We start from the raw sequence: 20,435 nt of genomic DNA, 5'->3' as shown, positions 1-20,435 counted from the left end.
CCGGCGCAGACCGACCGGATCCACGGTGAAGGAGCAAGGCCATGACATCGACGTTGTGGGCAGGTGCGGGTTCGATCACGGACGCACCCGGCGGTTACACAGGTGTGGAGGCCACTCCGGAGTGGGCGGCCGAGGTGCGGCGCCTGGCCAAGGAGCGCGGCGCGACGCTGCTCGCGCACAACTACCAGCTGCCCGCCATCCAGGACGTGGCCGACCACGTCGGCGACTCGCTGGCGCTGTCCCGGATCGCCGCCGAGGCGCCCGAGGACACCATCGTGTTCTGCGGCGTGCACTTCATGGCCGAGACCGCGAAGATCCTCAGCCCGAGCAAGACCGTGCTCATCCCCGACGAGCGCGCCGGCTGCTCGCTGGCCGACTCGATCACCGCGGACGACCTGCGGGCGTGGAAGGCCGACTACCCCGATGCGGTGGTGGTGTCGTACGTGAACACCACGGCCGAGGTGAAGGGTCTGACCGACATCTGCTGCACCTCGTCCAACGCGGTCGACGTGGTGAACTCGATCGACCCCGACCGCGAGGTGCTGTTCCTGCCGGACCAGTTCCTCGGCGCGCACGTCAAGCGGGTGACCGGCCGGACGAACATGCAGATCTGGGCGGGCGAGTGCCACGTGCACGCAGGCATCAACGGTGACGAGCTCACCGCGCAGGCCAAGTCGCACCCCGACGCCGAGCTGTACGTGCACCCGGAGTGCGGCTGCGCCACCTCCGCGCTGTACCTCGCGGGTGAGGGCTTCGTGCCGGAGGACAAGGTCAAGATCCTGTCCACGGGCGGCATGCTGGACGCGGCCCGCGCCAGCAAGGCGAAGCAGGTGCTGGTCGCGACCGAGGTCGGCATGCTGCACCAGCTGCGCAAGGCCGCACCCGAGATCGACTTCCAGGCCGTCAACGACCGCGCCTCCTGCCCGTACATGAAGATGATCACCCCGGCCGCGCTGCTGCGCTGCCTGATCGAGGGCAAGGACGAGGTGCACGTCGACCTGGCCACCGCCGAGCGGGCGCGCAAGTCCGTGCAGCGGATGATCGAGATCGGCAACCCGGGCGGCGGCGAGTAATGACGCCTGCCGGCGAGGCGAGCTGGGAGGCGAACGCCGACCTCGTGGTCGTCGGCGGCGGGGTCGCGGGCCTGACCGCGGCCCGCGCCGCCTCGCTGCGCGGCCTGAAGGTGCTCACCGTGAGCAAGGGCGGACCGACCGACACCGCCACGCAGTACGCGCAGGGCGGCATCGCGGTCGTCGGCGACCTGCGCACGGACTCGGTCGACTCCCATGTGGCGGACACCTGCGCAGCGGGTGCCGGGCTGTGCGACGAGGAAGCCGTGCGCTCGATCGTGGCGGGCGGCGCCGATGCCGTCGCCGCGCTCACCGACCTCGGGGCGGTCTTCGACAGGGGTCGCGACGGCGCGGTCTCCCGCACCCGCGAGGGCGGGCACAGCACCCGCAGGATCATCCACGCTGGTGGCGACGCCACCGGTGCCGAGGTGCAGCGGGCGCTCAATGCCGCGGGCCTGCCCGTGCTGTTCGGTGCTGCGGCCGCGCGGGTCGTCACCGACGACCGCGGTGTGGTGGGTTTGCTGGTGCTCTCCGATAGGGGGCTCGGTGTGATCCACACGCCGTCGGTGCTGCTGGCCACCGGTGGTCTCGGGCAGCTGTACTCGTGCAGCACCAACCCGCCCGGCGCGACCGCCGACGGCATCGCGCTGGCGCTGGAGGCCGGCGCCTCCGTCGCGGACGTGGAGTTCGTGCAGTTCCACCCGACCGTGCTGTTCACCCCGGCGGCATCGGTCGACGGCCCCTGATCAGCGAGGCCGTGCGCGGCGAGGGCGCGATCCTGGTGGACGGCAACGGTGACTCGGTGACGGCCGGGGTGCACCCGATGGGTGACCTGGCCCCGCGTGATGTGGTCTCGCGCGCCATCGCGGATCGGATCCGCCGCCTCGGCACCGACCACGTATACCTCGACGCGCGCAGGCTGTCCGGGTTCGCGGAGCGGTTCCCGACGGTGACCGCGTCCTGCCTGGCCGCGGGGATCGACCCCGCGCACCAGCTCATCCCGGTGGCCCCGGCGGCGCACTACGCGTGCGGCGGCGTCGTGACCGACGTGCACGGGCGCACCGAGGTGCCCGGGCTCTACGCCGCGGGCGAGGTGGCGCGCACCGGTCTGCACGGGGCCAATCGGCTGGCATCCAACAGCCTGCTCGAGGGCCTCGTGGTCGGGGAGCGGGCCGGCATCGCGGCCGTCGAGCGGTCGCGGATGGCGGTGGAGGTGGGCTCCGCGGACCTGAGGTCGCGGCCGCATGTCGCCCGGGATCGGGTGCAGGCGCTGATGACCGCTCACGCCTCCGTGGTCCGGGACGGGGCCGGATTGTCGACGGCGGCACAAGAACTCGCCGGGTCGGCGGAGCTCGTCCCGGCCGATGCGACGGGTCTCGAGGACGCCGCGCTCAGCGTGACGGCCGCCGCCCTGGTGCTGGCGGCCCGGGCGCGGACCGAGAGCCGGGGTTGCCACACCCGCAGCGACTTCCCCGAGGCGTCGGAGTCGTTGCGCCACGGCATCGAGGTGCGGCTGGGGTCCGACGGCGAACTCGAGCTGCCCGAACTCGTGACGGCCCCGAACTAGAGACAGACGACCCTTGTGACGACTTCGACAGGAGCACGATGACCACGCTGGCGGACGGCATGGACCGCGACGAGATCCTCACCCTGGTGCGGGTGGCACTTGGCGAAGACCTGCGATACGGCCCCGACATCACCTCGGTCGCGACGGTGCCCGAGGGCGCGGTGGCCAAGGCCGCCGTGGTCTCCAGGTCGGCGGGCACGGTGGCCGGGATCGACGTGGGTCTGCTGGTGCTGGACGAGGTGGTCGGAGCGGGCAACTACGAGGTCCTCGCAAGGGTCGGGGACGGCGCCGTCGTGCGACCGGGGGAGTCGGTGCTGAGCGTGCTGGCCCCGACCAGGGACCTGCTCACCGCGGAGCGCACCATGCTCAACCTGATGTGCCACCTGTCCGGGATCGCGACCGCCACCGCGGCCTGGGTCGAGGAAGTGCAGGGCACCGACTGCCGGATCCGCGACAGCCGCAAGACCCTGCCCGGGCTGCGCGCGTTGCAGAAGTACGCGGTCTGGATGGGCGGCGGGGTCAACCACCGGATGGGCCTCGGGGATGCGGCGCTGATCAAGGACAACCATGTCGCGGCGGCCGGCTCGGTGGTCGCAGCACTGAACGCGGTGCGGTCGGCGGCTCCTGACATCGAGTGCGAGGTCGAGGTGGACAGCCTGGCCCAGCTCGACCAGGTGCTCGCGGAGGATGTCGAGCTGGTGCTGCTGGACAACTTCGCGCTCTGGGAGACGCAGACCGCCGTCCAGCGGCGCAATTCGGTGGCGCCGCAGACCAAGCTCGAGTCCTCCGGCGGGCTCACCCTCGATGTCGCGGCCGATTACGCCCGGACAGGGGTGGACTTCCTCGCGGTCGGCGCACTGACGCACTCGGTGACCGTGCTGGATCTCGGCCTGGACATGTAGCCGTTTCCTGTCACCGGGCCGCGCTAGTCTGCAAGAGACCGAACGTGCGACGGATGAAGGAGAACCAGATGAGCTCTCGTCTCAACCCGTACATCAGCTTCGCCGACAACGCGAGGCAGGCCATGGAGTTCTACCAGGGTGTTTTCGGCGGCACCCTGAACCTGAGCACCTTCGGTGAGTTCGGCGCACCGGATGCCCCGAGGCCAACCTGATCATGCACGGCATGCTGGAGACCCCCGGTGGGTACACGCTGATGGGGGCCGACACGCCGCCCGGGATGGAGCACAAGCCCGGGGAGAACATCGCGGTGAGCCTGAGCGGCGACGACGGCGACGAGCTGCGTGGCTATTGGGCGAAGCTGTCCGACGGAGGCACCGTGTCGGTCCCACTGGAGAAGCAGATGTGGGGCGATGAGTTCGGCATGTGTACCGACAAGTTCGGCATCGGCTGGATGGTCAACATCGGAACCCCGCAGGCCTGACGGCCTGGCGCCGTATCGCGGCTAGGCCGTCGCGCCCCGCCGCACCAGTGACAGGAACGCCGCCGCGGCGAAGAACAGGCCGGAGAACACCCGGCCGGTGACCCGCTGCTGTTTCGGTGAACGCATCATCCGCAGCACCCGCGCGGCCAGCCCGGTGTAGCCGGTCATGACCATGACGTCCACGGCGATCATCGTCGCGGCGATGATCGCGTATTGCGGGACCAGGGGTGCTGCCGGGTTCAGGAACTGCGGGAGGACGGCCAACATGAAGACCACCGCCTTCGGGTTGCTGGCGTTGACCAGGAACCCGCGCGCGACCAGGACGGTCGCGGAGTGGCGGCGGGTGTCGGTCTCCGCGGACACCTCGGTTGGCGCGGCCCGCCACTGCCGGATCCCGAGGTAGACCAGGTAGGCGACGCCGAACCACTTGATGACGGTGAACGCCAGCGCCGAGCTGGCGAGGAGGGCGCCGACCCCGGCCGCGACGATGACCACCTGTAGCAACAGCCCGATCTGCAGGCCGAGGATGTTCCAGTAGCCGCGGCGCAGGCCGTGACTGAGGCCGGTGGACATCGACGCGATCGCGCCCGCGCCGGGGGACAGGCTGATCACCCACGCGGCGCCGAAGAATGCGAACCACACCTGCCAGGCCATGAGAACTCCACCTTCACCTACGAGGAGCGGGCGACACGCGACGCGCGTGCCCGCGGTTGGAGCATAGGACGGGGACGCCACGCGTATCTTGTGGCCATGCCCGCACTGTCAGTCGAGCCCGTAGACCTGGGACCCCGCAGGGTGGCCCGCCGCGTCCTGGTCAATGCCCCCGTCAACGAACTGTTCGGCCTGGTTGCCGACCCGAGACGACATCACGAGTTGGATGGATCGGGGACCGTGCAGGCGGCCGTTTCGGGGCCCGCCCGACTCGAGCGGGGCGACAAGTTCTCGATGTCGATGCGGATGTACGGCTTTCCCTACCGCATCACCAGCACCGTCACCGCGTTCGAGGACGGCAGGCTGATCGAGTGGCGGCACCCGTTCGGACACCGGTGGCGCTGGGAGTTCGCCGAGGTCTTCTCGGCTGAAGCGCCGGTGCCGCAGACACAGGTCACCGAGGTCTTCGACTACACCGGCTCCAAGCTGGCAAAGTCCTTCGAGCTCATCGGGTTTCCCCAGAAGAATGCGAAGGGGATTTCGGAGACGCTCGAGGGTCTGCAGCGGCGATACGCCTGACCACCGCGGCTACGAGCCGGTCGGGCTCAGGCAGCTCTGCGGCGGGCTGACCAGCGAACAGAATGCAGGCGCCATCACCGGCCGGTAGTCCGCGGGCACGCCGCCTGCGGCGATCAGGTCCCGGTACGCGGCGACGCCGTCGGTCGGCCTGCGGGTCAGTGTCGGGTCGGTCAACGTGTCGACGGTGTAGAGGCCGAACCGCGGCCGGTAGGTGCCCCACTCGTAGTTGTCGGTGATCGACCAGTAGTTGTAGCCGATCACGTCGGCGCCGTCGGCCCGGGCCCGGCCGAGCCAGTAGATGTGGTCGCGCAGGTGATCCGAGCGGGTGTACCCGTCTGGCCTCGGCGCGCCGTTGTCGGTGGGCATCCCGTTCTCCACCACGTAGATCGGCAGCTCCGGGTACTTGCGCGCGTAGTACATCGCGGCGTGATAGATCCCGTCCGGCTGCGGTCGGATGTCGTAGAAGGCGTCGGTCACGGCGGCCGCCGCGGTCAGGTTGTCGAGCGAGACGCCGTAGTAGTAATCGAGGCCGAGGAAGTCCAGCTTGTCGCGGACCCGGTCGGCGAAGACCGAGTCCACCGCGCCCATCGCGGCGGGGATGTAGGAGACGTTGCTCGAGACGCGGGCGTCGGGGTCGAGGCGGTGGATGGTGTCGTAGATACCGCGGTGCGCGCCGACCATCCGATCCAGCATCTGTGGGGCCGCTGGCAGCGAGATGCCACCGAAGGTCAGCTCCTTCTGCACGAACACCGTCGGCTCGTTGAAGGTGATCCAGTCGGCCCCCGCGCCGGCATAGCGCTCTACCACCCGCTCGGCGTTGGTAAGCCAGCGGGCCGGGGTGTCCGGGTCGGCCCAACCGCCGCGGTCGGCGATCCAGCCCGGGTAGACCCAGTGGTCGAGGGTGATCATCGGCTTCATGCCGTGTCCGCGGATCTCCTCGATGACGTCGTCGTAGTAGGCGAACTCGGCCTCGTCCCAGCCGCCAGGGGTCGGCTGCACCCGGGCCCATTCGACGGAGAAGCGGAACACGTCGACGCCGAGGGCCGCCGCGCGGGCGATGTCCTCCCGGTAGCGGTGCCGGAAGTCGGGCCCGGAACCGTACGGGTCGTGGGTCTTGCCCGACGACACGTAGCGCGACCAGTTGCTGTCCGGTGGCGAGCCCTCGGACTGGAAGCCGGAGGTGGCAACGCCCCATTCGAAATCCGCGCCCAGTCCGGCCGGGGCGGCCTGGGCGGGTGATCCGGCGGCCAACGGAGCCGACGCAACCGCGAGCACGAGGGCGAGGATCCGGGCGATTCGGGTCACGCGTCGCACGGTAGGGCAGCGGGGTCCGCTCGTGGGGGCGTTTGGCCGATGAATTACGTTCGAGGTGTCAACGATTCCGCATCGCTGCGGGCCCGCGGTCACCCACGACGGGAGCCGGACCCGTCGACCCGAGAGGTGCCGCTCGTGAATTCTCCGCTCGCCTTCTTCGACCCGACCCCGGACGGATACGTGGCGTTGCCCTTCGCGGTCAGCCGATGGGCACCGGACATGGTCAGTGGTGTGGCGCTGTGCGGACTTCTCGCCCGTGCGCTCGAGAACGGCAACGGCGGTGACGGATTCGTGCCCACGCGGCTGACGGTCGACCTGTTCCGTCCGGCGCGGACCCGGCCACTGACCACCGCGACCACGGCGGTGCGCGAGGGCAAGCGGATCCGGGTCGCCGACGCGGAGCTGCTCCAGGACGGGGAGGCCGTCGCGCGCGCGTCCGCGGTCTTCCTTCGGCCGTCGGAGCAGCCGCCCGGCGAGGTCTGGACCCGCGATCGCCGCCCGTCACCGCCGCCTGCGTCGATCGCCCCGCCGACCGACGCGCTCACCCCGCCGTACTTCGGCAGCGATTCGCACCCCGACGGCTGGTCCACCTCGATGTTCGAGCATCAGGGCGTCAGCCGTAAACGCATGTGGGCCAGGCATCTTCCGGTGGTGGCAGGGGAGGAGCCGTCGCAGTTCGAGCGGGCCGCCATGGCGGGTGAGCCGACCAGCCTGATGACCAACTGGGGCAGCGAGGGCGTCGGCTACATCAACGTCGACCTGACCCTCGTGCTGGCCAGGCTGCCCGAGGGGCCCGACGTCGGGATCGAGGCGGACGACCACATCAGCTCCGACGGTCTGGCCGTGGGCACCGCGACGATGTTCGACAGGGGCGGCCCGATCGGTACCTGCGTGGTCAGCGCGCTCTCCAACGCGCGGCGGCAGGTGGACTTCGCAGGCCAGGGCGAGTTCGAGATACCCGCGACGAACTAGCTCTTCCTGTCCTCGCCGAGGAAGGGCCGGACCAGGTCGAGCGGCAGCGGGAAGATCATCGTCGAGTTGTGCTCGCCGCCGATCTCCCGCAGCGTCTGCAGATACCGCAGCTGCAGGGTCGTCGGATTGCGGCTGATGATGTCGGCCGCGAGTGCGAGCTTCTCCGCCGCCTGGAACTCGCCCTCCGCGTTGATGATCTTGGCCCGCCGTTCGCGCTCCGCCTCGGCCTGCCGCGCGATGGCCCGCTGCATGTTCTCGGGGATCTCGACGTCCTTGATCTCGACCGTGGTGACCTTCACGCCCCACGGTTCGGTCTGCTGGTCGATCACCTGCTGCAGGTCCTCGTTCAGCCGTTCCCGCTCCGCGAGCAGGGAGTCGAGCTCGGCCTTGCCCAGGATCGAGCGCAGCGTGGTCTGCGCGATCTGCAGCGTCGCGAGCAGGAAGTCCTCCACCTCGACAATCGCCCGGTCCGCATCGATCACCCGGAAATACGCGACCGCGGTGACCTTCGCGGGCACGTTGTCGCGGGTGATCACCTCCTGGACGGGATCTTCAGCGTCACCGTGCGCAGGCTGACGCGCACCATCCGGTCGACCGCCGGGACCAGCAGGACCAGCCCGGGACCCTTGGAGTCGAGGACCCGGCCGAGCCGGAAGACCACACCCCGTTCGTACTCGCGCAGGATCCGGACCGACGTGCCGGGCAGGACGAACAGCAGCAGGGCGACGATGACGAGAAGGGCGAAGACTGCGGTCACGGCGACCACTCCCACGGTTCGCGGCGGCGCACGGACAGCGTGAGGCCACGGATCCGCTCGACGACGACGGACTCGCCCTCCGACGGCTCGGGGTCCTGCTCGTATCCGAACTCCACCTTGGCTCGCCAGAGCCCGCCGGCCGTCTCCACCTGTCCGTGCGATCCGGTCCAGTTCCGGACGACGGCGTTGGTGCCGATCAGGGACTCGGGCCCGCTGTGTACGGGCAGGCGCCTCGCGACCAGCGCCTTTCGGCCTGCCAGTGCCATCACGCCGAGCCCGACCACCGCGACACCCACCGTCACCGGGACCGCGATCGCCGACCCGGCGCCATCGGCGGCGAACAACATCCACACGCCCGCGGCGGACAGGAGCGCGCCCCCGGCCCCGACGATCCCCGCGGTCGGGGTGTGGGCCTCGACCACGATCAGCAGGATGCCCACCACCAATGCCAGCAGGCCCAACGCGGTCATCTCGACTCCCACGATCAACGCTCGTAGGGGGCCCGGCCGCTCGCATAGCCACTTCGCGGCCGAACCCTCGACTCCACGGTAATCCGGTGCACGCGCCGCGGCCACCGGCCGCGTGACCCGCCTCCGAGACCGCCGCGTTGACCTGCTGACCTGCGGTCGGGATTGTTACGTCCTCGTAAATGTGTTCTGGATCACGTACCATGATTCAACTGCCTTTGAACTTTCGGCAGTGGTTGACAGGCGCAATGCCGGGAGCTCACATGACTGCGAACACATCGCCGTCGGGGCGGTCCGTCCGCCGGGCACGATCGACGCGATCCCCACGGATCGCGGTCGCCGCGGAGCCGCGGTTCATCGCCGGTGCCAGCCTCCGGTCCAGGATCCTGGCCGAGTCCATCCGATTCACCGTCAAGCCCGCCCTCGAGGTGTGGGCCCGCTGGCCGAGTCCGCTGTGGCCCGCGGGCGCATTGGACCTCGCGGCCAGGATCGTTCCTCCTGGCCGGGGAGTGGGCCGACGCCGGATTCGCCTCGAGCACTGTGGCGCCGAATGGCTCCAGGCCCGCGACGCGATGCGGGACGCGGTGGTGCTGTACCTGCACGGGGGCGGATTCCTCACCTGCGGGCTGAACACTCACCGGAATCTGGTCTCCCGGATTTCTTCCGCGGCCGGAGCGCCGGTGCTCGCCGTCGACTACCGGATGCTGCCGAAGCACCCGATCGACGCGGCCATCGCGGACGGCGTCGCGGGGTACCGGTGGTTGCTGGAGCAGGGATTCGAGGGCAAGCGGATCGTCATCGCGGGCGACTCCGCCGGTGGCTACCTGACCTTCGCGACGGCCATCGCGATCGCCGAACTGGGCCTGCCCAGTCCTGCCGGACTCGTCGCACTCTCGCCGCTGACCGACATCGACCCCGCGACCAAGCTGGCGCACCCGGCAGCCGACGGCTGCCCGTTGATCCCGCGTTCGGTCCTGCGTGTACTGGCGGACGTGGCCGCCGCGACGGCCGGCGCGAACTCGCGAACCTGCCCGGTGAACGGGGTGCTGGCGGGGTTGCCGCCTGTGCTCATCCACGTCGGCTCGACCGAGATCCTCTACCCGGACGCGGAGCTGATGGCGCAGCGCCTGGGGGCGGCGGGGGTATCGGTGACCCTGGAGGTCTGGGATCGTCAGGTCCACGTCTTCCACGCGGCCGCCGGTCTGATCCCGGAGGCGGAGCGGGCGATCGCCAGGGTCGGCGAGTTCATCCGCTCCTGCACACCCGCCGCCGAGGCGCCTGCCCTCACCGCCGTCTGAGCGGTGCGCTCGCGCTGGTCGGCCCGCGGCGCCGTCCTGATCGCCGGGGCACTGCCGCTGGTCGCCTTCCCCGCGCCGGGCCTCGACCTCCTGGCCTGGGTGGCGCTGGTGCCGGTTCTGCTGCTGCTGCGCGCCTCGGACACCCCACGCGAGGCGGCGCTGCGCGGATGGCTCGCGGGTGTCGGGTTCCTGGCCGCGACGCAATACTGGCTGGCGCCGAACCTGGTCTACTTCTTCCCGCTTGCGATCGGTCTGCTCGCGCTCTTGTGGACCGGGTGGGGGATTCTGGCGTGGGCACTGCTGCGCGGTGCCGAGAGACCGGCGCGGGCGGCCCTGGCCGTGGTCGGAGTGCCCGCCGGCTGGGTGCTGATCGAGGCCGCGCGGTCCTGGCACTGGCTCGGCGGGCCGTGGTCGCTGTTCGGTTCGACGCAGTGGCGCCGCCCGAGTGTGCTGGCGCTCGCGTCGGTCGGTGGGGTCTGGCTGGTGGGCTTCGCCGTGGTCGCGGCCAATGTCGGGCTCGCGATCCTTCTCGTCGGCCGAGGAACGGCGCGGTATGTCGGCGCGGCGGCCGTCCTCGTGGCGGTCGCCGCCGGCCCGCTCTGGTCCGCGACACGGCCCGAGCTGCCCGATGCCCCTGCCGTGCCCGTGGCGCTCGTGCAACCGGAGATCGTGCACGACGACCTGCTGATCCGCCAGGAAGAGCTGACCCGCGGGCTGAGCCGCCCGGTGCATCTCGTGGTGTGGGGCGAGAGCAGCGTCGGCGAGGACCTCACCGCCCGGCCCGACGTGCTGGCCCGGCTCACCGCGCTGTCGGGCTCCGCCGGGTCCGAACTGCTGGTGAACGTCGACGCGCGGGTCGCAGGCAGCGGAGCCATCGCGAAGACGGCGACCCTGATCGGCCCGGACGGGATCGAGGCCGAGTACCGGAAGACCCGGCTGGTGCCGTTCGGCGAGTACGTGCCGTTCCGCGACCAGCTCGGGTGGCTCACCCGGTTCACCGCGGCGGCAGGCCAGAACCGTGAGGCCGGCGAGAGGTTGGTGGTGATGGACGTCGACGGCCTGGCGATCGGGCCGCTGATCTCGTTCGAGCAGACCTTCCCCGACCTGGCCCGCGCACAGGCGAGGAACGGCGCCGCGCTACTGGTCTACCAGTCGTCGACGGCGACCTTCCAGGGCAGCTGGGCGCCCGCACAGCTCGCCAGCTTCGGCGCGCTGCGGGCCGCCGAGACCGGACGCCCGGTGGCCGCGGCCGCGCTCACCGGCGTCTCCGCGGCCTTCGACGCGCGGGGCAACCGGCTCGCGTGGATGCCTGCCGCTGAGAGCGGCGCGCTGATCGTCGACGTGCCGATGGCGGGGAGGGCACCGTGTTCGACCGCCTCGGGAACTGGGTGCCGGCATCGTGTGCGCTGATCGTCGCGCTGCTGGCTCTCGGCGCACTCGCTCGACGGCGATGGTCGCGTCAACCCTCGAAGTAGGCCTCGCCGACGACGAACATCCCCTTCTGCGGGATCCAGAAGTCGCCGAGGTGTGCCTGTTCGGGGAGCGGCCCGGGTGGTCCGAGATCGACTCCGTCGATGGTCGCCCGGCTTTGGTCGACGGTCCACAGCATCCGGGGGTTCGCCCGGAATCGCTGGCCGTTGGCGGCGTTGCCGGTCAGCCGGACGTGGCCGACCCGAGTGCGGGTCCGGCCACGTGCCCCATCATCGAGAGGACGGCGTCGCTTCGCCACAGCGCGGAGGGCATCAGCCTGCCGAGGCCCGTCATCGCGGCCGTCGCCGCCGATTTTCCCAGCTCGAGATCCCACACGAGCCTGTCGTCCACCCTGACCGTGAAGGCAGCCGGACCTGTCCACCTCACCGAGATGTCCGCGGTCCGCGCGTCCTCGGTGGCGGAGCCGAAGTACCGGGCGCAGCTGGCCTCGGGCCGAACGCTGCTGTAGATCGTCCACTCGCCCGCGGGGTCCCGATGCCACACCGAGTCGTAGCCGTCGCCGACGGAGCTGGCAGGGAAATGCCGCAGCGCCAGGCAGTGTCCGCTGGCGAACGGCGCCCCCATCACCCCGTAGCCCGCGAATCGTTCCCGGCCGTCGTCCGGGGCAATGCCGTGTTCTGTTCTGCGATCGATCGCGCGTCGTGAGTCATGGTCGGTCCTCTCCACGAACCGCCTTGTCAGCGTACGCGCAGCCGTGTCCGCGCACGGCCGGCGACGGACGAAACCCGCGGTCGCGGCGGCCAGCGGGAAATCGCGTGGACCTATCCTGAATAATCAGTACAAACCCATTCCTCTGAAGGGACCCTCATGCCTGCCCGCACCGAGCTCGCCCGCGTGGATCTGCGCGGTCGAACACCCACCACGGCCGAACTCCGGGCCGCGCTGCCCCGAGGTGGAGTGGATGTGGACGCGGTGCTGCATCAGGTGCGTCCGATGGTCGAGGCGGTCCGCGACCGGGGCGCCGAGGCGGCCCTCGAGTTCGGCGAGAAGTTCGACGGGGTCCGCCCTGACCGGGTCCGGGTGCCGCGCGCCGAGCTGACCAAGGCGCTGGCCGAGCTCGATCCGGCGGTGCGCGCCGCCCTCGAGGTCGCGATCGAGCGCACCCGGCTCGTGCACGCCGACCAGCGGCGCACCGACACCACCACGCAGGTGGTGCCCGGCGGCACGGTGACCGAGCGCTGGGTGCCGGTGGACCGTGTCGGGCTCTACGTGCCCGGCGGCAACGCGGTCTACCCGTCGTCCGTCGTGATGAATGTCGTCCCGGCGCAGGCCGCGGGCGTCGAGTCGCTCGTCGTGGCGTCACCGCCTCAGGCCGCCTTCGGTGGCCTGCCGCACCCGACGATTCTCGCGGCGGCCGAGCTGCTCGGCGTCGACGAGGTGTGGGCGGTCGGCGGCGGCCAGGCCGTCGCGCTGCTCGCCTACGGCGGCACGGACACCAATGGGGCCGAGCTTGCGCCGGTGGACCTGATCACCGGGCCCGGCAACATCTACGTCACCGCGGCCAAGCGGCTGTGCCGCGGGCTGGTCGGGATCGACGCCGAGGCCGGCCCGACCGAGATCGCGATCCTCGCCGACCACACCGCCGACCCGGTGCACGTCGCCGCGGACCTCATCAGCCAGGCGGAGCACGACGTGATGGCCGCCAGCGTGCTCGTCACCACGAGCGTGGAACTCGCGGACGCGGTGGACGACGCGCTCACCGCCCAGCTCGAGCTCACCAAGCACAGCGAGCGGGTCGCGACGGCGCTGGCGGGCAGCCAGTCCGGCACCGTGCTGGTCTCCTCCGTCGAGGACGGCCTGCGCGTGGTCAACGCGTACGCGGCGGAGCACCTCGAGATCCAGACCGAGGACGCCTCGGCGGTGGCCGCCCGGGTCCGTTCCGCGGGCGCGATCTTCGTCGGCCCGTGGTCGCCGGTCAGCCTCGGTGACTACTGCGCCGGCTCGAACCACGTGCTGCCGACCGCCGGCTGCGCGAGGCACTCGTCGGGGCTGAGCGTGCAGACGTTCCTGCGCGGCATCCACGTCGTCGACTACTCGGAGGCGGCCCTCAAGGACGTCTCCGGGCACGTGATCGCCCTCGCGAACGCCGAGGACCTGCCTGCGCACGGCGAGGCCGTGCGGCTGCGCTTCGAGGGTTTGACGGACGGCACCGCCGTCGAGGCGCTTCGGTGAGCGGCGGTCCGGTACCCGGTTCGGCGGCGAGCATCGACGAGCTACCCATCCGGGAGAACCTGCGCGGAAAGTCTCCTTACGGCGCACCGCAGTTGACGGTGCCCGTGCAGCTGAACACCAACGAGAACCCACACCCGCCGACCCGCGCGTTGATCGATGATGTCGCGGAGTCGGTCCGGGAGGCGGCCGCCGAGCTGCACCGGTACCCGGACCGCGATGCGGTGGCGCTGCGGACCGACCTGGCCGCATACCTCACCCGGCAGACCGGTGTCGCGGTCACCGTCGACAACGTGTGGGCGGCCAACGGCTCCAACGAGATCCTGCAACAGCTGCTGCAGGCCTTCGGTGGGCCCGGTCGCAGCGCGATGGGTTTCGTGCCGTCGTACTCGATGCACCCGATCATCTCGGACGGCACCGAGACCCGGTGGCTGCCGGTGTTCCGACGGTCGGACTTCTCGCTCGACCCGGAGGCGGTGATCGCGGCCGTCGCCCAGCAGAAGCCGGACGTCGTGTTCGTCACGAGCCCGAACAACCCCACCGGGCACAGTGTTCCGCTGTCCGACCTGCGTCGCATCCTGACCGCGGCGCCGGGCATCGTGATCGTGGACGAGGCGTACGGGGAGTTCTCCTCGGGCCCGAGTGCGATCACGCTGATCGACGAGTTCCCGACCAAGCTGGTCGTGAGCCGCACGATGAGCAAGGCCTTCGCCTTCGCGGGCGGTCGGCTGGGCTATCTGGCGGCGTCGCCCGCCGTGGTGGAAGCGCTTCTGCTGGTGCGTCTTCCGTATCACCTCTCGGTGATCACCCAGGCCGCGGCCAGGGCCGCGCTGCGGCACGCGGACGAGACCCTGGCCAGCGTGGCGGAGCTCGCCGCGCAGCGCGACCGGGTGTCGGCGGAGCTCACGGCGATGGGCTTCCGGGTGATCGAGTCGGACGCGAACTTCCTGCTGTTCGGCCAGTTCTCCAATGCGGCCGTCACCTGGCGTCGCTACCTCGACGAGGGCGTGCTGATCCGGGATGTGGGGATCGAGGGCTATCTGCGTGCGACCATTGGCCTGGCCGCGGAGAACGACGAACTGTTGCGGGTGAGCAAGAAGCTCCTCGCAACGGAGCTCGTCACAACGGAGATCACTGAGGAGACACGATGACCGGGCGGATCGCGAAGGTCGAGCGCACCACCAAGGAATCGAGCATCGCCGTCGAGCTGAACCTCGACGGCACCGGGATCGTCGACATCTCCACCGGCGTGCCGTTCTTCGACCACATGCTGACCGCGCTCGGCAGCCACGCCAGCTTCGACCTGACGGTCAAGGCCGAGGGCGACATCGAGATCGAGGCACACCACACCGTCGAGGACACCTCGATCGTGCTGGGCCAGGCGCTCGGTCAGGCACTCGGGGACAAGCGGGGCATCCGCCGCTTCGGTGACGCGTTCATCCCGATGGACGAGACCCTCGCGCACGCATCCGTGGATGTCTCCGGCCGTCCGTACTGCGTGCACACCGGAGAACCCGAGCACATGCTGCACGCCGTCATCGGCGGCTACCCGGGCGTTCCCTACGCCACGGTGATCAACCGGCACGTGTTCGAGTCGATCGCCTCGAACGCGCGGATCGCGCTGCACGTGCGGGTGCTCTACGGCCGCGACCAGCACCACATCACCGAGGCCGAGTTCAAGGCCGTCGCCCGCGCGCTGCGCGAGGCCGTCGAGCCCGACCCGCGGGTGTCCGGGGTGCCGTCGACCAAGGGCGCGCTGTAGATGAGTGACGCGCTGATCTACGTCCTGTTCATCGCGGCCGGCTTCGCGCTCGGCGGCGCGTACTCGATGTGGACCGTCAACAAGTTCGCCTCCGGCGTGCTGCTCGCACTGGCGATCATCGCGGCCGCGGGCGGGGTCCTGCGGCTGATCTGATGGGCGCGGTCTCCGGGGCGACGGCACCCGGCGGCCTCTGGCGTACCCGAGGGCTGCCGGTGGCGTTCCTCATGGGCGCGACCACCTTCGGCGGGTGGTCGTTGCTGCTGCCGGTGGTCCCGTTGGCGATCTCGCAGGCGGGCGGCTCGGACGCGCTCGCGGGCGCGAGCACCGCGATCTTCATGGGCGCCACGGTCGCCACCCAACTCTGCACGCCGACCCTGCTGCGGAGCTTGGGATACCGGTGGGTGCTCGCCGTCGGCTGCCTGCTGCTCGGGCTGCCGTCCCTCGCCTTCCTGCTGTCCACCGAAGCCGGTCCCGCGCTGATCATCTCGGCGGTGCGCGGAATCGGCTTCGGTCTGGTGACGGTGGCGGGCAGCGCGCTGATCGGGGAGTTGGCGCCCAAGGAGATCCTCGGCCGGGCGACCGGGGCCCAGGGCATCGCCATCTCGCTGGCCCAGATGGTCGCGCTGCCATTGGGTCTGGCGCTGTTCGGTCGCGGTCAGTCCTCGCTGGTGTTCGTGCTGGGGGCGTTGGTGCCGTTGCTGTCCATCGCCTCGATCGCCGCGCTGCCGTCGATCCCGCGGCCCGCGGGGTCCGGTCCGAGGGGACGGCTGCCGCTGGGTCTGCTGCTGGTGCCCTGCCTGGCGATGATCGTGGTGGCCTCGGCCTACGGCGGGGTCACCAGCCTGCTCCCGATCGCGGTCGAGGACAGGGCGGCGATAGCGGGCGTGGCGCTCGCGGTGGTCAGCGGTGCGATCCTGGTCGGGAGGTACGGCGCGGGCGCACTGGCCGACCGGATCGGGCACGGCCGTTCGATGGTGCCCGCGCTGGCCTGCGCGACGCTCGGTGCCGGGCTGTTCGCGGCAGGGGTGATCGGCGACGGCCACGTCGGATTGCTGATGGCGGGCGCGGTGGCGTTCGGGCTCGGCTTCGGGGCCGTCCAGAACGAGGCGCTGGTCTCGCTGTTCAGCGGTGCCGGTCCGGGCAGGCTCGGGGCGGCCAGCGCGGCATGGAACATCAGCTACGACGCCGGGACCGGGATCGGTGCGCTCACGCTCGGCGTGGTCGCCGGTTTAGCCGGGTACACCTGGGTGTTCGCGATTGCCGCGGCGGCCATCGCGCTGGTGATTCCGGTGGCGTGGGTCCGGGCCGATAGAGTTGCCGCATGACCTCCGTCGCCCTCCTCGACTACGGCTCCGGCAACCTGCACTCGGCCCAACGAGCCCTCGCCCGCGTCGGTGCGGACGTCCAGGTGACCTCGGACCGTGCCGTCGCCCTGGCCGCGGACGGACTGGTGGTCCCCGGCGTCGGCGCCTTCGCGGCCTGCATGGAGGGCCTGCGCGCCGTGCGCGGCGAGCGCATCATCGGCCAGCGGCTCGCGGGCGGCAGGCCGGTCCTCGGCATCTGCGTCGGCATGCAGATCATGTTCGAGCGCGGCGTCGAGCACGGCGTGGAGGCCGACGGCTGCGGTGAGTGGCCGGGCACCGTCGAGATGCTGCAGGCCGAGGTGCTCCCGCACATGGGCTGGAACACCCTGCAGGCCCCGGCGGACAGCGTGCTGTTCGACGGCATCGACGCGGACACCCGGTTCTACTTCGTGCACTCCTACGCTGCGCAGAAGTGGGAGCTCGCCGATTCCGACCTGATCGCGCCCGCGAAGCTGACCTGGGCCGACCACGGCGGGCCCTTCCTCGCCGCGGTGGAGAACGGACCGCTCTCCGCCACCCAGTTCCACCCGGAGAAGTCCGGCGACGCCGGTGCTGCGCTGCTGGAGAACTGGGTCCGCAGCCTGTGACCGGGCAGCGGCGCGGCCTGTCGATGGGGCGCCTCGCCCTGTTCTCGCTCGGCTCCGCCGCCGCCGTCCTCGCGCTGGCGACCGTCCTGCTGGCGGTGCTGAAGCCGGGCCCGGTGGTGGGATTGGTCATCGTCCTCGCCGGGGTCGCGGGTGCGATCGCGGCGATGGGCCTCGTCTCCACCCGGATGACCCGGCGCGCGCTCGACGACTCCGCGGAGGACGAACAGAGCGCGGGCGAACAGGGCGGCGACCCGGGAACCGGCTCGCCGCGATGACGGACTAGGGTAGGCGCACGTGAGCCTGGTCCTTTTGCCTGCTGTAGATGTTGCCAACGGTGAAGCTGTTCGCCTCGTTCAGGGAGAGGCAGGCAGCGAGACAAGCTACGGATCCCCCAGGGATGCCGCCCTCGCGTGGCAGAACGACGGTGCCGAGTGGGTGCACCTGGTCGACCTGGATGCCGCCTTCGGCCGCGGGTCGAACCGCGACATGATCGCCGGGGTGGTCGGCGAACTCGACGTGAAGGTCGAACTGTCCGGCGGCATCCGCGACGACGAGTCGCTGCGGGCCGCGCTGGCCACCGGCTGCGCGCGCGTCAACCTCGGCACCGCCGCCATCGAGAACCCCGAGTGGTGCGCCAGGGCCATCGGTGAGTACGGCGACCGGATCGCGGTCGGCCTCGATGTCCGCAACGTCGACGGCCGCTACCAGCTGCGTGGACGCGGCTGGGTCACCGAGGGCGGCGACCTGTTCGAGACCCTCGAGCGTCTCGACCGGGATGGCTGCTCGCGCTACGTCGTCACCGACGTCGGCAAGGACGGCACCCTCACCGGCCCCAACCTGGAGCTGCTCAGCGAGGTCTGCGGCGCCACCAAGGCGCCGGTCGTGGCCTCCGGCGGCGTCTCCAGCATCGAGGACCTCGTCGCGATCGCCGGCCTCGTCGACTTGGGCGTCGAGGGCTCCATCGTCGGAAAGGCGTTGTACGCCGGGCGGTTCACGCTTCCCGAGGCACTCGCCGCGGTCTCACGGTAGCGCCGGACATGAGCCTGCCCCGCGACCCGCACGAGCTGCTCTCCATCGCGAGCGGTCTGCTGGACGCGGCGCAGGAGCGCTTTCTCGACGGCGTCGGCGCGCCGAGCGCCGTGAGCAAGGGCGCCCGCGACTTCGCCACCGAGCTCGACCTCGAGCTGGAACGACGGCTCAGCGCGGAACTGACCGAGCTGACCGGAATCGGTGTGCACGGTGAGGAATTCGGCGGACCGGACCTGACCGAGGGGCCGGTGTGGGTGCTGGACCCGATCGACGGCACGCTGAACTACTCGTCCGGCCTGCCGACCGCGGGGATGTTGCTGGCGCTGCTCGACGACGGGGTCCCGGTGCTCGGCCTGACCTGGCTGCCTGCGATGGGCCGGCGCTACGCGGCGGCTGTCGACGGCCCGGTGCTGTGCAACGGGGAGGCGCTGCCGCCGCTGGCGAGCGCGTCGCTGTCCGATTCGCTGGTCGGGTTCGGCGCGTTCAACGTCGACGGCAGGGGACCGATCCCCGGTCCCTACCGGCTACGGGCGCTCGGCGAACTGAGCCGGGTGAGCAGGCGGCTGCGGATGCACGGCAGCACCGGCGCAGACCTGGCCTTCACCGCCGGTGGCGCGCTCGGCGCGTCGGTGGTGTTCGGCCACAACCCCTGGGACAACGCGCCTGGCGTCGCCCTGGTGCGAGCGGCGGGCGGTGTGGTCACCGACCTTGCGGGGGCGCCCTGGCACATCGGGTCGACGTCGGTGCTCGCCGCGGCGCCGGGGGTGCACGAAGAGGTGTTGAATATTCTTGTGGCTCTGGGCGATCCGGGTGACTACCTGGACCGGGACCCGGGGCTACCGGCAGGAAGGCTGACGCAATGACGGTGGCGGTTCGGGTCATCCCGTGTCTGGACGTGGACGCGGGCCGCGTCGTGAAGGGCGTGAACTTCGAGAACCTGCGCGACGCGGGCGATCCCGTGGAGTTGGCGGCGCTGTACGACGCGCAGGGCGCCGACGAGCTGACCTTCCTCGACGTCACCGCGTCCACCTCGGACCGCGGGACCATGATCGACGTGGTGACCCGCACGGCCGAGCAGGTCTTCATCCCGCTCACCGTCGGCGGCGGGGTGCGCACCGAGCAGGACGTGGACCGTCTGCTGCGGGCGGGCGCCGACAAGGTCAGCGTCAACACCGCAGCGATCGCGCGCCCGGAGCTGCTGCGCGAGCTCAGCCAGCGGTTCGGGTCGCAGTGCATCGTGCTGTCGGTGGACGCGCGGACCGTGCCCGAGGGGCAGGAGCCGACGCCGTCCGGCTGGGAGGTCACCACGCACGGCGGCAGGCGCGGCACCGGGATCGACGCGATCGAGTGGGCGCTGCGCGGCGCCGAGCTCGGGGTGGGGGAGATCCTGCTGAACTCGATGGACGCGGACGGCACCAAGGCCGGCTTCGACCTGCCGATGATCCGGGCCGCACGGGCCGCGGTGCACGTGCCGGTCATCGCCAGCGGCGGCGCGGGCGCGGTGGACCACTTCGCCCCTGCCGTGCAGGCCGGCGCGGACGCGGTGCTCGCGGCCAGCGTCTTCCACTTCGGCGAGCTGGAGATCCCGCAGGTGAAGGACGCCATGCGGGCCGAAGGTATCGTGGTCCGATGAGTCTCGATCCCGCAATCGCCGCACGGCTGAAGCGAAACGATGCCGGCCTGTTCAGCGCGGTCGCCCAGGAACGGGCCACCGGCGCGGTGCTGATGGTCGCGTGGATGGACGACGAGGCGCTCGCGCGCACCCTGGAAACCCGCAAGGGCACCTACTATTCGCGATCCCGTCAGCAGTACTGGGTCAAGGGCGAGACGTCCGGGCACACCCAGTACGTGCACGAGGTGCGGCTCGACTGCGACGGCGACAGCGTGCTGCTGATCGTCGACCAGGAGGGCGCGGCCTGTCACACCGGCACCCACACCTGCTTCGACACGGACGTGCTGCTCGCCGACTCCTGAC

Annotated in this window: 22 protein-coding genes and 3 pseudogenes; 19 read left to right on the top strand and 6 right to left on the bottom strand. The window is 70.9% G+C overall.

Features of this window, described 5'->3' with window-relative positions; genetic code table 11:
• The first annotated feature begins 41 nt into the window (after window positions 1-41).
• From nadA to BTZ20_RS14675, 4 genes and pseudogenes are all read left to right on the top strand, one after another.
• Window positions 42-1,073, top strand: coding sequence for a quinolinate synthase NadA (gene nadA, locus BTZ20_RS14690; RefSeq protein ID WP_077041882.1), 1,032 nt, complete (start codon window positions 42-44; stop codon window positions 1,071-1,073).
• Window positions 1,073-2,637, top strand: a pseudogene (locus tag BTZ20_RS14685) (L-aspartate oxidase). Before nadA ends, BTZ20_RS14685 begins: the two are co-directional and overlap by 1 nt.
• Before the next feature lie 38 nt (window positions 2,638-2,675).
• Window positions 2,676-3,539 (top strand): carboxylating nicotinate-nucleotide diphosphorylase, encoded by an 864-nt coding sequence (gene nadC / locus BTZ20_RS14680; protein WP_077041881.1) that lies wholly within the window; start codon window positions 2,676-2,678, stop codon window positions 3,537-3,539.
• 68 nt (window positions 3,540-3,607) lie between these two features.
• Window positions 3,608-4,020 (top strand): annotated as a pseudogene (locus BTZ20_RS14675) (VOC family protein).
• Between the two features lie 21 nt (window positions 4,021-4,041).
• On the opposite strand, the gene rhtB reads toward BTZ20_RS14675, so the two are convergent.
• Complete coding sequence (gene rhtB / locus BTZ20_RS14670; RefSeq protein ID WP_077041880.1) at window positions 4,042-4,674, bottom strand: homoserine/homoserine lactone efflux protein; 633 nt, start codon at window positions 4,672-4,674, stop codon at window positions 4,042-4,044.
• A gap of 105 nt (window positions 4,675-4,779) precedes the next feature.
• Between rhtB and BTZ20_RS14665 the strand changes: the two genes are divergently transcribed.
• Window positions 4,780-5,250 carry an SRPBCC family protein gene (locus tag BTZ20_RS14665; RefSeq protein WP_077043724.1) on the top strand — a complete coding sequence of 157 codons (471 nt, stop codon included), beginning with the start codon at window positions 4,780-4,782 and terminating at the stop codon, window positions 5,248-5,250.
• 9 nt (window positions 5,251-5,259) lie between these two features.
• On the opposite strand, the gene BTZ20_RS14660 is transcribed toward BTZ20_RS14665, so the two are convergent.
• Window positions 5,260-6,501 (bottom strand): glycoside hydrolase family 1 protein, encoded by a 1,242-nt coding sequence (locus BTZ20_RS14660; RefSeq protein WP_223263798.1) that lies wholly within the window; start codon window positions 6,499-6,501, stop codon window positions 5,260-5,262.
• A 198-nt stretch (window positions 6,502-6,699) separates the two neighbouring features.
• On the opposite strand from BTZ20_RS14660, the gene BTZ20_RS14655 reads away from it, so the two are divergent.
• Window positions 6,700-7,536, top strand: coding sequence for a thioesterase family protein (locus BTZ20_RS14655; RefSeq protein WP_077043723.1), 837 nt, complete (start codon window positions 6,700-6,702; stop codon window positions 7,534-7,536).
• Here the strand turns inward: BTZ20_RS14655 and BTZ20_RS14650 are convergent.
• Both BTZ20_RS14650 and BTZ20_RS14645 read right to left on the bottom strand, forming a co-directional pair.
• Window positions 7,533-8,293 (bottom strand): annotated as a pseudogene (locus tag BTZ20_RS14650) (slipin family protein). The gene BTZ20_RS14655 and the pseudogene BTZ20_RS14650 overlap by 4 nt on opposite strands.
• A complete protein-coding gene (locus tag BTZ20_RS14645) occupies window positions 8,290-8,763 on the bottom strand; it encodes an NfeD family protein (RefSeq protein ID WP_077041878.1) in 474 nt (157 codons plus the stop codon). Before BTZ20_RS14645 ends, BTZ20_RS14650 begins: the two are co-directional and overlap by 4 nt.
• 260 nt (window positions 8,764-9,023) lie before the next feature.
• On the opposite strand from BTZ20_RS14645, the gene BTZ20_RS14640 reads away from it, so the two are divergent.
• Window positions 9,024-10,058, top strand: a complete 1,035-nt coding sequence (locus BTZ20_RS14640; protein ID WP_083742686.1) for an alpha/beta hydrolase — start codon at window positions 9,024-9,026, stop codon at window positions 10,056-10,058.
• Window positions 10,059-10,061: 3 nt separating this feature from the next.
• Window positions 10,062-11,468: an apolipoprotein N-acyltransferase gene (gene lnt / locus BTZ20_RS14635; protein WP_077041877.1), complete on the top strand. Its 1,407-nt coding sequence runs from the start codon at window positions 10,062-10,064 to the stop codon at window positions 11,466-11,468.
• Between the two features lie 49 nt (window positions 11,469-11,517).
• Here lnt and BTZ20_RS28120 read toward each other — a convergent pair whose 3' ends face one another.
• Window positions 11,518-11,667, bottom strand: coding sequence for a hypothetical protein (locus BTZ20_RS28120; RefSeq protein WP_223263346.1), 150 nt, complete (start codon window positions 11,665-11,667; stop codon window positions 11,518-11,520).
• 44 nt (window positions 11,668-11,711) lie between these two features.
• Window positions 11,712-12,215 carry a hypothetical protein gene (locus tag BTZ20_RS14630; RefSeq protein ID WP_223263345.1) on the bottom strand — a complete coding sequence of 168 codons (504 nt, stop codon included), beginning with the start codon at window positions 12,213-12,215 and terminating at the stop codon, window positions 11,712-11,714.
• Window positions 12,216-12,356: 141 nt separating this feature from the next.
• On the opposite strand from BTZ20_RS14630, the gene hisD reads away from it, so the two are divergent.
• From hisD to hisI, 11 genes are read left to right on the top strand one after another with little or no spacing between them, the layout of a single operon-like run.
• On the top strand, window positions 12,357-13,721 hold the full coding sequence (hisD, locus tag BTZ20_RS14625) for a histidinol dehydrogenase (protein ID WP_077041876.1): 1,365 nt from the start codon (window positions 12,357-12,359) through the stop codon (window positions 13,719-13,721).
• On the top strand, window positions 13,718-14,869 hold the full coding sequence (locus BTZ20_RS14620) for a histidinol-phosphate transaminase (RefSeq protein ID WP_077041875.1): 1,152 nt from the start codon (window positions 13,718-13,720) through the stop codon (window positions 14,867-14,869). Before hisD ends, BTZ20_RS14620 begins: the two co-directional genes overlap by 4 nt.
• Window positions 14,866-15,480, top strand: a complete 615-nt coding sequence (gene hisB, locus BTZ20_RS14615; RefSeq protein WP_072751568.1) for an imidazoleglycerol-phosphate dehydratase HisB — start codon at window positions 14,866-14,868, stop codon at window positions 15,478-15,480. The genes BTZ20_RS14620 and hisB overlap by 4 nt, the downstream gene beginning before the upstream one ends.
• Window positions 15,481-15,633 (top strand): hypothetical protein, encoded by a 153-nt coding sequence (locus BTZ20_RS27275; RefSeq protein WP_027503044.1) that lies wholly within the window; start codon window positions 15,481-15,483, stop codon window positions 15,631-15,633.
• Entirely contained in the window at window positions 15,633-16,805 is a 1,173-nt protein-coding gene (locus BTZ20_RS14610) for an MFS transporter (RefSeq protein ID WP_077041874.1), read from the top strand. Before BTZ20_RS27275 ends, BTZ20_RS14610 begins: the two co-directional genes overlap by 1 nt.
• Window positions 16,802-17,431, top strand: a complete 630-nt coding sequence (hisH, locus tag BTZ20_RS14605) for an imidazole glycerol phosphate synthase subunit HisH (RefSeq protein ID WP_077041873.1) — start codon at window positions 16,802-16,804, stop codon at window positions 17,429-17,431. Before BTZ20_RS14610 ends, hisH begins: the two co-directional genes overlap by 4 nt.
• Before the next feature lie 23 nt (window positions 17,432-17,454).
• The gene (locus BTZ20_RS14600) at window positions 17,455-17,706 is read left to right on the top strand and encodes a hypothetical protein (RefSeq protein WP_077043721.1); all 252 of its coding nucleotides are present in this window, start codon (window positions 17,455-17,457) and stop codon (window positions 17,704-17,706) included.
• A gap of 19 nt (window positions 17,707-17,725) precedes the next feature.
• Window positions 17,726-18,460, top strand: a complete 735-nt coding sequence (priA, locus tag BTZ20_RS14595) for a bifunctional 1-(5-phosphoribosyl)-5-((5-phosphoribosylamino)methylideneamino)imidazole-4-carboxamide isomerase/phosphoribosylanthranilate isomerase PriA (protein WP_077041872.1) — start codon at window positions 17,726-17,728, stop codon at window positions 18,458-18,460.
• Window positions 18,461-18,468: 8 nt separating this feature from the next.
• Complete coding sequence (locus BTZ20_RS14590; RefSeq protein WP_077041871.1) at window positions 18,469-19,323, top strand: inositol monophosphatase family protein; 855 nt, start codon at window positions 18,469-18,471, stop codon at window positions 19,321-19,323.
• On the top strand, window positions 19,320-20,093 hold the full coding sequence (gene hisF / locus BTZ20_RS14585; RefSeq protein WP_077041870.1) for an imidazole glycerol phosphate synthase subunit HisF: 774 nt from the start codon (window positions 19,320-19,322) through the stop codon (window positions 20,091-20,093). Before BTZ20_RS14590 ends, hisF begins: the two co-directional genes overlap by 4 nt.
• Window positions 20,090-20,434, top strand: coding sequence for a phosphoribosyl-AMP cyclohydrolase (gene hisI, locus BTZ20_RS14580; RefSeq protein ID WP_077041869.1), 345 nt, complete (start codon window positions 20,090-20,092; stop codon window positions 20,432-20,434). Before hisF ends, hisI begins: the two co-directional genes overlap by 4 nt.
• Window position 20,435 lies beyond the last annotated feature (1 nt).

The organism is Rhodococcus sp. MTM3W5.2, from assembly GCF_001984015.1.
In the GTDB taxonomy this organism is placed as follows: Bacteria; Actinomycetota; Actinomycetes; order Mycobacteriales; family Mycobacteriaceae; genus Rhodococcus_G; species Rhodococcus_G oryzae.
The sequence above is the reverse complement of the archived record's forward strand: the minus strand, read 5'-3'. Positions and strand labels throughout refer to the sequence as shown.